Below are 13,784 nucleotides of genomic sequence, written 5' to 3'. Positions count from 1 at the left end.
GTCAGTCCACCGGGACCGTCTGCAGGATCGCGCGGGCCAGCGCCGGCCCGTTGCCGGCTTCGGCTTCGGGAACCAGCCGGTGCCCGGCCACGGCCACGAACAGGGTCTGCACGTCTTCGGGCACCACGTGGCTGCGGCCCAGCAGCAGCGCATGCGCTTTGGCCGCGCGCAGCAGTGCCAGGCCCGCGCGCGGGGACAGTCCGACGCGCACGCCGGTGTGCTGGCGGCTGCGTGCCAGCAGCGACTGCACATAGGTAATAAGTGCTTCGCTGGCGTGCACCTGGCCAACCGCCTCGCGCAGGCTGCGCACCTGCGCTTCGGTGAGCGCGGCGCTGGTCTGTGCGATCAGGTGGCGGCGGTCAGTGCCGCGCAGCAGTTCGCGCTCCGATTCCGGGTTCGGGTAGCCCAGCGCCAGCCGCAGCAGGAAGCGGTCCAGCTGTGAATCGGGCAGCGGGAAGGTGCCGGACAGATCCACCGGGTTCTGCGTGGCAATCACGAAGAACGGGTCGGGCAGGGCATGGGTGACCCCGTCCAGGGTGACCTGCTGTTCGGCCATCGCCTCCAGCAGCGCGCTCTGCGTGCGCGGCGGCGCGCGGTTGATTTCATCGGCCAGCAGCACGTTGGTGAACACCGGGCCGGGGTGGAACTGGAACTGGCGGCTGGTCGCTTCGTAGACCGAAACGCCGAGCACATCGGCCGGCAGCAGGTCGGAGGTGAACTGCACGCGCTGGAAGCCCAGCCCCAGGCTGGACGCCATGGCGTGGGCCAGCGTGGTCTTGCCCAGCCCGGGCAGGTCCTCGATCAGCAGGTGGCCGCCCGAAAGCAGGGCCACGAAGGCCAACCGCACCTCATGGGATTTACCAAGCACCAGGCCGTTGACCTGGTCCTGGGCGTTGCGAAGAGCCTGTCGCACTACATCGGTTAGCATGGCGGGCACGTGGGGCGAAGATTCCATGTTCGTCTCGTGTCGTCGATTCCTTCGATTCTATAGGCCAATGCAGGGCGAACAACGCGCACGTACCATTTTTTTGACGTTGTGGACGTTGATCACCGCGGTAAAGCTGGTGATTGCAGCGCGTCTGCCCTTGTTCGTGGACGAAGCGTTCTACTGGCAGGAAGGTCAGCACCTGGCCATGGCCTACTCCGACCTGCCGGGGTTGACCGCCTGGCTCACCCGCCTGGGCGTGGAACTGGGCGGCGCGCATGTGCTGGCGGTGCGGCTGCCGTTCCTGGCCATCGGCGCGGCGCTGCCATGGATGGTCTCGCGCATTGCCACGCGCTGGTTTGGTGCGGTGGCCGGCTGGCAGGCCGGCAGCCTGACCCTGCTGATGCCGCTGTCGGCCACGCTGGGCATGCTGGCGGTGCCGGATGTGCCGATGGCGCTGGCTGCGGTGCTGTGCCTGGATGCCGGCGCGCGCCTGCTGCGCAATGTAGATGCCGCCGCGGCCATGAAGCTGGCGCTGGGCCTGATGATCGGTGCGCTCAGCCATTACCGTTTCATCGGCGTGATCGGCGTTGGCCTGATCGCGCTGCTGGTGTTGCCGCAGGGCCGGCGCATGCTGCGTGATCCGCGCGTGTGGGTGGCGTTGGCCCTGGGCGTGCTGGCCTGGCTGCCACTGCTGGCCTGGAATGCCGACAACCACGACGCCGGGCTCAAGTTCCAGGTGGTCGAGCGCCACCCCTGGGACTTCCAGTGGAGCGGGCTGTGGTTCCTGGTGATCCAGCCGGTGCTGGTGACCCCCATTCTGTGCGTGGCGATGTGGAAGGTGGCGTTGGCCGGCACCCGCTCCGGTGGCGGCGCACGTGCGCAGTGGCGCTACTTCGGCCTGGTGGGCGCGGTGTCCACCGTGGCGATCTTCCTGCTGGGTTTCTTCACGGACGTGGAGCGGATCAGCTTCCACTGGCCGCTGCCGGGGTATCTGGCACTGCTGGTGGCGGTGCCGGTGGTGCTCAACGGCTGGCCGCGCTGGCTGCGCCGCACCGGCTGGTGGCTGGCCGGAGGCGGGCTGGCGCTGGCCTTCGGCTACTACCTGATGGCGTCAACGCCCGCGCTGCGTGAGCAGCTGGCCGGCGACAAGTATTACCCGCGCAATTTCGCCGGCTGGCAGCCGCTGGCCGCGGTGGTGCGCGAGGAACTGCAGCAGATGCCGGAAGGTACCCGCGTGCTGGCCGGCAACTTCAAGGTCGGAGCCGAGCTGGGCTTCCAGCTGCGCGATCCGCGCATCGCGGTGCTGCCGCATCCGCTCAATGACAAGCATGGCCGCACCGCCCAGCTGGGCGAGTGGACGCTGCTGCATCAGGGGGAGCGCAACACGCCGCTGCTGCTGGTGCTGTCGCCCAGCGATCAGCGCTATCGCGATCTGCTGGAGCGTTATCACCAGGTGTGCGAGCAGGTGGGGCCGTTGCCGCCGCCGCGCGTGGTCAGCCAGGACCACGGCTACCAGCGCTTCCTGCTGTTCCGCCTGCCGGCGCAGCGCGCTGAAGGTCCGTGCGTGACCCCGGCGATGGCGTGGATGGACACGCCGCAGTTCGGTGCGCAGGTGCAGGGCGCGGTGGAAGTGCGCGGCTGGGCGTTCAAGGACGGGGTGGGGCTTTCCAGGGTCGAGCTGCTGCTGGACGGGAAGCCTGCCGGCACGGTGACCTATGGTCGTCCGTACGACATCACCGGGTTCTGGAAGATCTCCAGCGACCCGCAACATCCGAATGTCGGCTTCGATGCGCAGCTGGATACGACCGGGTTGGCCCCGGGCAAGCACTGGCTCGGTCTGCGCCTGCACGGCAACGACGGCAGCGTCGAGACCTGGCAGGAGCAGGCGGTGATCGTGCGTTGATGAGGGTCATGACCGTTGGTCATGACGCACGGAGATCACGGCAACCTGTAACCCGCTTCCCGCAACAAGCGCGCCACCGCGATCAGCGGCAACCCGATCAACGCGGTCGGGTCGGAATTCTCGATCGCCTCGAACAAAGTGATCCCCAGCCCCTCGCACTTGAAGCTGCCCGCACAGTCCAACGGCATTTCAGCGGCCACGTAGCGCGCAATCTCATCAACCTGCAAGACGCGGAACCGCACCGTGGTCACATCAACGGCCTCCAGCACCCGGCCATCGCACTGCAGGCTCACCGCCGTATGGAAGGCGACGGCCTGCCCGGACATCGCCGCCAGTTGGGCCTGGGCGGCCTCCACCGTGCCAGGCTTGCCCAGCGGGGCACCGTTCAGCTCCGCGACCTGGTCTGATCCGATCACCCAGCGCCCCGGGTGGCGCGCGGCCACCTCGGCTGCCTTGGCCCGGGCCAGGCGCACCGCCAGCGCCGCCGGGGCTTCACCCGGGGCCGGGGTCTCGTCCACGTCCGGGCGCGCCGTTTCCAGGGGCAGGCCCAGGCGTTCCAGCAGTTCGCGGCGGTAGCGGGAGGTAGAGGCAAGCAGCAGCGCATTCATGCGACAATGGTACCCGACCGTCGGCGCACGACCGTTGGTCGTTCGGCCTTTGCCGGGATCCACAACACAGGCATTTGACAACCGTCACCGCGGTCCTTAACATTCAGCGGCTTATGTCCGCGAACGTGCCCGAATTGCTGGATGCCTGGCGGATGGTCGCAGCGCGCAGGCGCTTCGAAGGCCAGGTCAACCTGGCTGACCTGACCCGCCTGCAAGGCCTTGTTGCCGATACCGAAGGAACGTGCACCTATGCACTGGAATTCGGACGCGACGAGATCGTGCGGGTATCCTATGTGGAACTGACCATCACCACCGAGCTGCCGCTGATCTGTCAGCGCAGCATGCAGCGATTCCTGTTGCCGGTGCATGTGGTACAGCGTCTTGGCCTGGTCCGCGACGAAGCTGAAGAAGCTGCGTTGCCGGAAGAGTACGAAGCGCTGCTGGTGCCCGAGGATGGCGAGCTGCGTCCGCTGGATGTGGTCGAGGACGAACTGGTCCTGGCCGTCCCGGTGGTGCCGCTGTCGCCCGATGGTGAAGCGGTTGACCGTGACTGGGCACCGACCGAAGAAGAAACAAGCAAGGCCAACCCGTTCGCGGCGTTGGCGGCGTTGAAGAAACAATAGCAGCCGGTTGTCGTCGGCGGCTGCGGCGAAAGCGAAGACTGTGCTGGGCGCTGGCGTCCTGTGCGACGAAACGACGAAGCAAAACGAACCGAGTTTGGAGCAATCCCATGGCTGTGCAGAAATCCCGTGTTACCCCGTCCCGCCGCGGCCAGCGCCGTTCGCATGACGCCCTGAGCGCCAAGCAGCTGTCGACCGACCCGACCACCGGCGAAGTGCATCTGCGTCACCACATCACCGCTGACGGTTTCTACCGTGGCAAGAAGGTGATCACGACCAAGTCGAACTCGGTCGTCGAAGAAGATTGATCAGTGTGAAGGCCGCTGTCCGGTCGGGCGGCGGCCTTTGCCCTTTCTTCCAGGCCGCGTTGCGGCCGCGTTTCAGGAATTGCAATGAGCAAGCGGATCTACTCGAGGATCGCGGGCACCGGTAGTTATTTGCCCGAAAAAGTGCTGACCAACCAGGATCTGGAGAAATTGGTCGACACCAGCGATGAGTGGATTCAAACGCGCACCGGTATTCGCGAACGGCACATTGCCGCTGACAGCGAAACCACGAGCGACCTCGGCTACCACGCCGCGGTGCGTGCGCTGGAGGCCGCCGGTATCGAGGCCTCGCAGCTCGACATGATCGTGGTGGGTACGACCACCCCTGATCTGATTTTCCCGTCCACCGCGTGCCTGATCCAGGCCAAGCTCGGTGCGAGCGGCTGCCCCGCCTTTGATGTGAACGCCGCCTGCTCGGGCTTCGTGTTCGCACTCAGCGTGGCTGACAAATTCATCCGTTCCGGTGACGCCCGCCATGTGCTGGTGATCGGTGCGGAAACCCTGACCCGTATCGTTGACTGGAACGACCGCACCACCTGCGTGCTGTTCGGCGACGGCGCGGGCGCGGTGGTGCTGAAGGCCGACGAAGACACCGGCATTCTCAGCACCCACCTGCATTCCGATGGCAGCAAGAAGGAACTGCTGTGGAACCCGGTCGGCGTTTCCAGCGGCTTCGGCGAGGGCGAAAACGCCCGCGGCGCGATCCTGATGAAGGGCAACGACGTGTTCAAGTACGCCGTCAAGGCGCTGGATTCGGTCGTGGACGAAACCCTGGATGCCAACGGCCTGGACAAGAGCGACCTGGACTGGCTGATTCCGCACCAGGCCAACCTGCGCATCATTGAAGCCACCGCCAAGCGCCTGGACATGTCCATGGACCAGGTGGTGGTCACCGTCGACAAGCACGGCAACACCTCGTCGGCCTCGGTGCCGCTGGCATTGGACGCCGCGGTGCGCTCCGGCCGCGTGCAGCGCGGTCAGCTGCTGCTGCTGGAAGCCTTCGGTGGCGGCTTCACGTGGGGTTCGGCTCTGCTGCGTTATTAATACGTTAAACGGTCACGCGCGGCCTTGTGCTGCATGCGTTTAACACGGCCCCGTTTGGGGCCGTTCGCATTTCTGGAGACATCGCATGGTCGAGCCCATTGTCATTGAAGGGCAGCGCGCCTGGCTGAAGCAGTATGGCGAGGGCAGCCGCGCCGTCGCGCTGGGCCTGCTGCGCTTCATCGCCAACCGCTTCCAGCTGGACGCCCTGCGTCCGCCGCCGCACCGGGGTGGTGATGCTGCCCGCGAAACCGAGGCGCGCCGCCTGGCCGAACTGCTGGCCCAGGGCGTCAACGTGCCGCACGTGATCGGCAGCGGCCACGCCGCGCTGGTGCTGGGCGACAACGGCAGCTCGTTCAATACCTGCCTGCGCCAGGCCGACGATGCCGGCCGCGACCAGCTGGTGGCGGCCGCCATGCAGGCCATTGCCGCCGCCCACCACAACGGCGCGTACTTTGGCCAGCCGCTGCCGCGCAACCTGACCTGGGACGGGCAGAACATCGGCTTCATCGATTTCGAGGAAGATCCGCTGGAAGTGATGGACCTGGCCCAGGCCCAGGCCCGCGATTGGCTGATGTTCGGCTATGGCGTGGCCAGGTATTACGAACACCGCCCCGAGCGTCTGCAGGAACTGATGGCCCAGGCCATGGACGGGGTGGACAGCCCGGTGCTGGCGCATGCGCACGAAGTCTCCGGCCGGCTGCAGCGGTTGGCCCGCTACAGCCTGAAAATGGGCCGCTCGGCGCGCGCGCTGGCCCACGCCATCCTGATCGTGCACGGGGCCACCACGCTGGGCATGGTGATGCTGCTGGCCATCTGTGTGGACTTCTTTGCCGACGGCGAACTGGACGTCCTGCAGCTGTTTGTGTGAAACCCCACATACGCGCCAGTACAGACGAAGCTGGCTAAACCCCCTTATCATTCGCCGTTCGATTTTTGCAGGCGGACCCCCGCGTGACCGATTCCACTCTTGCTTTCGTGTTCCCCGGCCAAGGCTCCCAGTCGCTGGGCATGCTGGCCGAGCTCTCCGAACTGCACCCGCAAGTTCGTGAAGCCTTCACCGAAGCCTCTGACGGTGCCGGCGTGGACCTCTGGGCCCTGTCCCAGGGCGGTCCGGAAGAAATGCTCAACCGCACCGAATACACCCAGCCGGCGCTGCTGGCCGCCAGCATTGGCGTGTGGCGCGCGTGGCAGGCGGTGGGCGGTGCCCAGCCGGCCGTGCTGGCCGGCCACAGCCTGGGCGAATACACCGCCCTGGTGGCCGCGGGCGCGCTGACCCTGCGCGACGGTGCCCACCTGGTGCGCCTGCGTGGCCAGCTGATGCAGGACGCGGCCCCGGCTGGCGTCGGTGCCATGGCGGCCGTGCTGGGTGCCGAAGACGCCTTGGTGCTGGAAGTCTGTGAACAGGCCGCCGGCAGCCAGGTCGTGGTGCCCGCCAACTACAACTCGCCCGGCCAGATCGTGATCGGCGGCGACGCTGCCGCGGTCGACCGCGCGCTGGCGCTGCTGGCCGAGAAGGGCGTGCGCAAGGCGGTCAAGCTGGCCGTCAGCGTGCCCTCGCACACCCCGCTGATGCGCGAAGCCGCCAACCGCCTGGCCGAAACCATGGCCGGCCTGCAGTGGCAGGCTCCGGCCCTGCCGGTGGTGCAGAACGTGGATGCGCGCGTGCATGACGGCGTGGACGCCATCCGCCAGGCGCTGGTGCAGCAGCTGTACCAGCCGGTGCAGTGGACCGGCTGCGTGCAGGCGCTGGCCGCGCGTGGCGTCACCCGCGTGGCCGAGTGCGGCCCCGGCAAGGTGTTGGCTGGATTGATCAAGCGCATCGACAAGGGCCTGGACGCGCGTACCCTGTCCACCCCGGCCGATTTTGAAACCGCCCGCGAAACCTGGGCCGCCTGAGCTCCACGTCTTTCAAGGAAACAGATTCATGAGCAAGCCCCTGCAGGGTGAAATCGCATTGGTCACCGGTGCCAGCCGTGGCATCGGTGCCGCCATTGCCGACACGCTGGCCGCCCAGGGCGCCACGGTCATCGGTACCGCCACCACCGAATCCGGTGCTGCCGCCATTGGCGAGCGCCTGGCCGCACTGGGTGGCCACGGCCGCGCGCTGAACGTCACCGACGCCGCTGCGCTTGAAGCCGTGCTGGATGCCATCACCAAGGAATTCGGCCCGATCTCCATCCTCGTCAACAATGCCGGCATCACCCGCGACAACCTGCTGATGCGCATGAAAGAAGAGGATTGGCAGGCCATTCTCGACACCAACCTGACCAGCGTGTACCGCACCTCCAAGGCGGTGATGCGCGGCATGATGAAGGCACGCAAGGGCCGCATCATCAACATCGCCTCGGTCATCGGTGTCACCGGCAACGCCGGGCAGGCAAACTACGCCGCCGCCAAGGCCGGCATCATTGCCTTCTCCAAGTCGCTGGCCAAGGAAATCGGTTCGCGCAACATCACCGTCAATGTGGTCGCCCCCGGCTTCATCGACACCGACATGACCAAGGCGCTGCCGGAAGAGCAGCGCACCGGTCTGGTCAAAAGCATCGCGCTGGAACGCCTCGGCGAGCCGGCTGATATCGCCAACGCGGTGGCGTTCCTGGCCGGCCCCTCGGCCAGCTACATCACCGGCGAAACCCTCCATGTGAACGGCGGCATGTACATGCCGTAAGCATGTGGCGCAGGGACTGCGCCGCAAGTGGTTGATCCATTTGGCCTTTTGCTGCAAATGCATGGGCCACGCGGTTTCCACTACACTATCCCACGGCCATCACTCCCTGATGGCAATACTTTGAACCACTACTCCATCTGGAGCGATATCCAATGAGCACCATCGAAGAACGCGTCAAGAAAATCGTCGTCGAACAGCTTGGCGTCAAGGAAGAAGAAGTCACCAACAGCGCATCGTTCGTCGATGACCTGGGCGCTGACTCGCTGGACACCGTTGAGCTGGTGATGGCGCTGGAAGAAGAATTCGAGTGCGAGATCCCGGACGAAGAAGCCGAAAAGATCAGCACCGTGCAGGCTGCCATCGACTACATCAAGGCCCACGTCAAGGCCTGATGTCAGCCGGCTGATGCGCGTGTGTGGTTCTTCCACCACGCGCAACGGCACCCCCATGGGGCCGCACTTGCGGCCCTGTGTATTTGTAAGCGTCAGGAGAATCTGAAATGAAGCGTCGCGTCGTCGTTACCGGCATGGGCATGGTCTCGCCGTTGGGCAATGATCTGGCCACCAGTTGGAAGGGCATCACCGAAGGCCGCTCCGGCATCGGTCCGCTGACCAATGTTTCAGACGCTTACCTGGAGCGTTTCACCACCAAGATTGCAGGTGAGGTCAAGGGCTTTGACATCACCGCCGACAACGAGCAGTTCGGCAAATTCCGGGTCAGTGGCAAAGATGCCAAGAAGATGGACCCGTTCATTCATTACGGCCTGGGCGCTTCGTTCATGGCCCTGCACGATTCCGGCCTGGACATCACCGACGCCAATGCTGAACGCATCGGCGCGATCGTCGGTGCCGGCATCGGCGGCCTGCTCGGCATTGAAGAGCAGACCATCGAATTCCACGAGGGCAAGAAGATCTCGCCCTTCTATGTGCCCAAGACCATCATCAACATGCTGCCGGGCCAGCTGAGCATCATCACCGGCCTGAAGGGTCCGTCCTTCTCCGCCGTGTCCGCTTGCGCTACCTCGAATCATTCCATCGGCACCGCCATGCGCATGATCCAGTACGGCGATGCCGACGTGATGGTGGTCGGTGGTGCCGAGCGTGGCTCCTCGCCGACCGCACTGGGCGGCTTCTGCGCAATGAAGGCCATGAGCACCCGCAACGATGCCCCCGAACAGGCCTCGCGCCCGTGGGACAAGGACCGCGACGGCTTCGTGCTGGGCGACGGTGCCGGCATTCTGATTCTGGAAGAGTACGAGCACGCCAAGGCACGTGGCGCGAAGATCTACTGCGAGCTCGCCGGCTTCGGTGCCAGCTCCGACGCGTACCACATGACCGCGCCCAGCGAGAACGGTGAAGGTGCCGCGCGCTGCATGACCATGGCCCTGAAGGACGCCGGCGTCACCCCGGACCAGGTCGGTTACCTCAATGCACATGGCACCTCCACGCCGCTGGGCGACCTGGGTGAAACCATGGCCATGAAGACCGCCTTCGGCGACCACGCCTACAAGATGATGGTCAGCTCCACCAAGAGCATGACCGGCCACCTGCTCGGCGCGGCCGGCGGCGTGGAAGCCATCTTCTCGGTGCTCGCGATCCGCGACAACATCATCCCGCCGACCATCAACCTGGAACAGCCGGGCGAAGGCTGCGACCTGGACTACGTGCCGAACGTGGCCCGCGAAGCCACCGTCGACGTGGTCATGTCGAACGGCTTCGGCTTCGGTGGCACCAACGGCACGCTGGTGTTCAAGCGCGTCTGAGGTTTTCCGCGTAACGTGTACCACCACACCCGGGCCGCCTTTTTGGGCGGCCTTGGTGCATCTGGCCTTCGCGCATCCACGGTCCTTCCCATGTTCCAAACCCGCCCGCTACCGCCGACCACCGACCTTCCATCCCTGCAGCGCGTGGCGCCCCACCGCTACCCGCTGCTGATGGAATCCACCGCCTCCGGCACCGCCCAGGGTCGCTGGGACCTGCTGCTGATGGCCAGCGGCCCCTCGCTTGCGCTGCATGCCGACGGCGTAGTCCGCGACGAATCCGGAACGCCGCACGAAGGTAACTTCCTGCAGGTTCTCGACGCCCATTGGCAGGTTGCCCGCCTGCCGCGCGAAGAGACTGGCCTGCCATTCCGTGGCGGCTGGGCGCTGATGCTCGACTACGAACTGGCCGGTCAGATTGAAACCGTGCTGGCGCTGCCCACCCGCGCCGACGGCCTGCCATCCGCCTTGGCCCTGCGCTGCCCCGCAGGCGTACTGCACGACCGCGTGCTGGGCCAGTACCACGCCGTGTGCGAAACCGGCAGCGAGGCGCTGCTGGACGTCCTCATGGCCGACCTGCAGGCCGCCGAGACGCAACCCGCGCTGCCCGCCTGGCAGCCGCCGCAGCAGATGGACGAAGACGCGCCCACGCGCTTCACCGACGGCGTGGAAAAGGTCATCGACTACCTGCGCGCGGGCGACGTGTTCCAGGTGAACCTGTCGCGCCGCTGGGTCGCCCAATTCAGCGACAATCTCGACCCGCACGCGCTTTACGCGCAGTTGCGCGTCGCCAACCCCGCCCCCTTCGCTGGCTTGTTCATCGCACAGGGCAGGGCAGTGGTCAGTTCCTCACCCGAGCGCCTCGTGTCCGTGCACGGCGACGACGTGCAGACCCGTCCCATCGCCGGCACGCGCCCGCGCTTTGAAGGCGACGACGATGCCGAGCGCATCCGCGAACTGGTTGGCCACCCCAAGGAACGCGCCGAGCACGTGATGCTGATCGACCTCGAACGCAACGACCTCGGCCGCATCTGCAGCCCCGGCAGCGTCGAAGTGGATGAACTGATGTCCGTGGAAAGCTACGCCCACGTGCACCACATCGTCAGCAACGTGCGCGGCCGCCTGCTGCCCGGCACCACGCCCGGGCAGGTGATCGCCGCCACCTTCCCCGGCGGCACCATCACCGGCTGCCCCAAGGTGCGCTGCATGCAGATCATTGCCGAACTCGAGCAGACCGCGCGCGGTGCCTACACCGGCGCATTCGGCTGGCTGAACCGCGACGGTGACCTCGACCTGAACATCCTCATCCGCACCGCCGAGGTCGCTGGCCCGCACGCCGCCTTCCGCACCGGAGCCGGCATCGTCGTCGATTCAGATCCCACCAAGGAACTCGACGAAACCCGCGCCAAAGCCCGCGGCCTGATGCGCGCGCTGGGCCGCAACGACTGACTCATCGCATCCCTGTATCCTGTAGGGCGTGCTCCCACGCATGCCAGGGACGCACAAATCGCCGAACATACCCGGTCGAATGAATCGCCCGGTATGCCCCGTAGAGCCGGGCTTGCCCGGCTGCCCGCAAAAACCGAACCACCCGTAACAACCGGAACCACGCAAAAGGACCCCCATGGCAGGTGCAAAAAGAGGTTGCCTCACCATCCTCACAGTGCTGCTCCTAGGCGCACTGGCGCTAGCCGCCGCCGGCCTCTGGTTCTGGAACTCCCAATCCAGCTTCGCCGACGAACCCATCAGCCCGGACCAACCGGCGGTCATCATCGCCCCCGGCGACGGCCTCAACACCGTCGTACGCAAGCTGCGCGAAGTCGGCGTTGAAGAAGGCACCGACACCCAATGGCAGCTGCTCGCGCGCCAGCTCGACGCCGCCGGCAAACTCAAGGTCGGCGAATACGCCCTCGACAACACTCTCACCCCGCGCGAACTGCTCACCCGCATGCGCCAGGGCCGCGTGGTCCAGCACCGCGTCACCATCGTTGAAGGCTGGAACATCCGCCAGCTGCGCGCCGCGCTCAAGCGCGCCGAACCCCTCGTGCACACCACCGACAACCTCAGCGACAGCGAGCTGATGGCCAAGCTCGGCTTCCCCGGCCAGCACCCCGAAGGCCGCTTCCTGCCCGAAACCTACGTCTACCAGCGCGGCGACACCGACGTGGACGTGCTCAAGCGCGCCCACGCCGCCATGGAAAAGGAACTGACCGCCGCCTGGGACAGCCGCAGCGACGACCTGCCGCTCAACACGCCGTATGAACTGCTCACCCTGGCCTCCATCATCGAAAAAGAAACCGCGCTGGCCAGCGAGCGCCCGCAGATTGCCGGCGTGTTCGCGCGCCGCCTGAAGATGGGCATGCGCCTGCAGACCGACCCCACTGTCATCTACGGCATCGGCAGCAGCTACGACGGCAACATCCGCAAGCGCGACCTCACCACCGACACCCCATACAACACCTACACCCGCGCCGGGCTGACTCCCACGCCGATCGCCATGCCCGGCCGCGACGCCCTGCATGCCGCCGCGCAGCCCGCACCCGGCGACGCGCTGTACTTCGTCGCCGTCGGTGATGGCAGTGGCGCACACGTGTTCTCGGCCACTTACACCGACCACAACGCCGCCGTAGCCCGTTACCTGCAGCAGCTGCGCCAGCAGCGTGCGCAGCAGCAGGCACAGCCGCAATGAGTACCGACCTGCACCGCCACCCGCACTTCATCAGCCTGGAAGGCGGGGAGGGCGCGGGCAAGACCACCGCGCTCAACGCCATCCGGCAGGCGCTGGAAGCCCATGGCCACCGCGTGCTGCTCACCCGCGAGCCGGGTGGCACCCCGCTGGCCGAGCGCATCCGCGCGCTGGTGCTTACCCCGGACCCCGAGATCGCCGCCGAGCCGCTGAGCGCCGAGGCCGAGCTGCTGCTGGTGTTCGCTGGCCGCGCCCAGCACGTGCGTCAGGTGGTGCAGCCCGCGCTGGATCAAGGCACCTACGTGCTCAGCGACCGCTTCACCGATTCCAGCTACGCCTACCAGGGCGGCGGGCGCGGGCTCGATCCCGCCTTCATCGCCGAGCTCGAGCGCCGCACCGTCGGCCTGCAGCCCGGCCTGACCCTGTTGCTGGACGTGGATGTGGCCGTCGGCCGCGCCCGCGCCAGCGGCCGTGACGAGGGCCCAGACCGCATCGAGCGCGAGCAGGACGACTTCTTCCAGCGCGTGCGCAACGTGTTCCGCCAGCGCGCCGCCGCCGAGCCCGAGCGCTTCCGCGTGATCGACGCCAGCCAGGACCAGGCCGGCGTCGCCGCCCAGGTGGTGGCCGCGATTGATGCTTACCTGGGCAAGGGAGGTGGCAATGGCTGATTTCTCGCCCTGGCAGCAGCGCGCCTATGACCAGACCGTCGCCGCGCTTGACGCCGGCCGTCTCGGCCACGGCCTGCTGATCTGCGGCCCCGCCGGTCTCGGCAAGGCCGAGGTGGCCCTGGCGCTGGCCAGGCACGTACTAGAGCGCGGCGAGCCCGCTGCTGCCCAGCGCGCCGCCCAGCTGATTGCCGCCGGCACCCACCCGGACCTGCAGCAGGTGTCGTTCATTCCGAACAAGACCGGCGACAAGCTGCGCACCGAAATCGTGATCGAGCAGGTGCGCGAGATCTCGCAGAAGCTGGCGCTGACCCCGCAGTACGGCGTGGCCCAGGTGGTCATCGTCGACCCGGCCGACGCCATCAACCGCGCCGCCTGCAACGCGCTGCTGAAGACCCTGGAAGAGCCGCAGCCCGGCCGCTATCTGTGGCTGATCAGCAGCGACCCCGCGCGCCTGCCGGCCACCGTGCGTAGCCGCTGCCAGCGCCTTGAATTCAAGCTGCCGCCGCGCGAGGAAGCGCTGGCCTGGCTGCAGGCCCAGGGCCACAGCGAAGCCAGCGCCCGCGAGGCGCTGGAC

Annotated in this window: 15 protein-coding genes; 13 read left to right on the top strand and 2 right to left on the bottom strand. The window is 66.8% G+C overall.

The features are described 5' to 3' along the window. Position 1: 1 nt before the first annotated feature. Entirely contained in the window at positions 2-955 is a 954-nt protein-coding gene (locus tag RT551_RS09545) for a MoxR family ATPase (protein WP_313457946.1), read from the bottom strand. A gap of 40 nt (positions 956-995) precedes the next feature. Here RT551_RS09545 and RT551_RS09540 point away from each other — a divergent pair, with 40 nt between their 5' ends. Further along, positions 996-2,831, top strand: coding sequence for a glycosyltransferase family 39 protein (locus tag RT551_RS09540; protein WP_313457944.1), 1,836 nt, complete (start codon positions 996-998; stop codon positions 2,829-2,831). A 35-nt stretch (positions 2,832-2,866) separates the two neighbouring features. Here the strand turns inward: RT551_RS09540 and RT551_RS09535 are convergent, their stop codons facing one another. Next, the gene (locus RT551_RS09535) at positions 2,867-3,439 is read right to left on the bottom strand and encodes a Maf family nucleotide pyrophosphatase (protein WP_313457941.1); all 573 of its coding nucleotides are present in this window, start codon (positions 3,437-3,439) and stop codon (positions 2,867-2,869) included. A gap of 113 nt (positions 3,440-3,552) precedes the next feature. Here RT551_RS09535 and RT551_RS09530 point away from each other — a divergent pair, with 113 nt between their 5' ends. The 12 genes from RT551_RS09530 to RT551_RS09475 all read left to right on the top strand — a co-directional run. Then, entirely contained in the window at positions 3,553-4,062 is a 510-nt protein-coding gene (locus tag RT551_RS09530) for a YceD family protein (RefSeq protein ID WP_125361340.1), read from the top strand. Between the two features lie 107 nt (positions 4,063-4,169). Continuing rightward, positions 4,170-4,367 (top strand): 50S ribosomal protein L32, encoded by a 198-nt coding sequence (gene rpmF, locus RT551_RS09525; RefSeq protein WP_311190367.1) that lies wholly within the window; start codon positions 4,170-4,172, stop codon positions 4,365-4,367. Positions 4,368-4,451: 84 nt separating this feature from the next. Then, positions 4,452-5,429: a beta-ketoacyl-ACP synthase III gene (locus tag RT551_RS09520; RefSeq protein ID WP_311190368.1), complete on the top strand. Its 978-nt coding sequence runs from the start codon at positions 4,452-4,454 to the stop codon at positions 5,427-5,429. An 85-nt stretch (positions 5,430-5,514) separates the two neighbouring features. Then, positions 5,515-6,297 carry a serine/threonine protein phosphatase gene (locus tag RT551_RS09515; protein ID WP_313457936.1) on the top strand — a complete coding sequence of 261 codons (783 nt, stop codon included), beginning with the start codon at positions 5,515-5,517 and terminating at the stop codon, positions 6,295-6,297. A gap of 83 nt (positions 6,298-6,380) precedes the next feature. Further along, positions 6,381-7,325 carry an ACP S-malonyltransferase gene (gene fabD, locus RT551_RS09510; protein ID WP_313457933.1) on the top strand — a complete coding sequence of 315 codons (945 nt, stop codon included), beginning with the start codon at positions 6,381-6,383 and terminating at the stop codon, positions 7,323-7,325. A 28-nt stretch (positions 7,326-7,353) separates the two neighbouring features. Then, entirely contained in the window at positions 7,354-8,097 is a 744-nt protein-coding gene (gene fabG / locus RT551_RS09505; protein ID WP_311190371.1) for a 3-oxoacyl-ACP reductase FabG, read from the top strand. A gap of 152 nt (positions 8,098-8,249) precedes the next feature. After that, complete coding sequence (gene acpP, locus RT551_RS09500; protein ID WP_005415509.1) at positions 8,250-8,489, top strand: acyl carrier protein; 240 nt, start codon at positions 8,250-8,252, stop codon at positions 8,487-8,489. A gap of 107 nt (positions 8,490-8,596) precedes the next feature. Then, the gene (gene fabF, locus RT551_RS09495) at positions 8,597-9,859 is read left to right on the top strand and encodes a beta-ketoacyl-ACP synthase II (protein ID WP_313457928.1); all 1,263 of its coding nucleotides are present in this window, start codon (positions 8,597-8,599) and stop codon (positions 9,857-9,859) included. A 90-nt stretch (positions 9,860-9,949) separates the two neighbouring features. Beyond that, a complete protein-coding gene (locus tag RT551_RS09490; protein ID WP_313457926.1) occupies positions 9,950-11,305 on the top strand; it encodes an aminodeoxychorismate synthase component I in 1,356 nt (451 codons plus the stop codon). Between the two features lie 175 nt (positions 11,306-11,480). Then, positions 11,481-12,545, top strand: coding sequence for an endolytic transglycosylase MltG (gene mltG, locus RT551_RS09485; protein WP_313457924.1), 1,065 nt, complete (start codon positions 11,481-11,483; stop codon positions 12,543-12,545). Next, entirely contained in the window at positions 12,542-13,210 is a 669-nt protein-coding gene (gene tmk, locus RT551_RS09480; RefSeq protein WP_313457922.1) for a dTMP kinase, read from the top strand. The genes mltG and tmk overlap by 4 nt, the downstream gene beginning before the upstream one ends. Beyond that, positions 13,203-13,784, top strand: a 582-nt coding sequence (locus RT551_RS09475) for a DNA polymerase III subunit delta' (protein ID WP_313457920.1), incomplete at its 3' end; no start/stop codon positions are given. The genes tmk and RT551_RS09475, both read left to right, overlap by 8 nt.

This window comes from Stenotrophomonas sp., assembly GCF_032103445.1.
Taxonomy (GTDB): Bacteria; Pseudomonadota; Gammaproteobacteria; order Xanthomonadales; family Xanthomonadaceae; genus Stenotrophomonas.
Note: the sequence above shows the minus strand (reverse complement) of the source record. Positions and strands in the feature narration are given on the sequence as shown.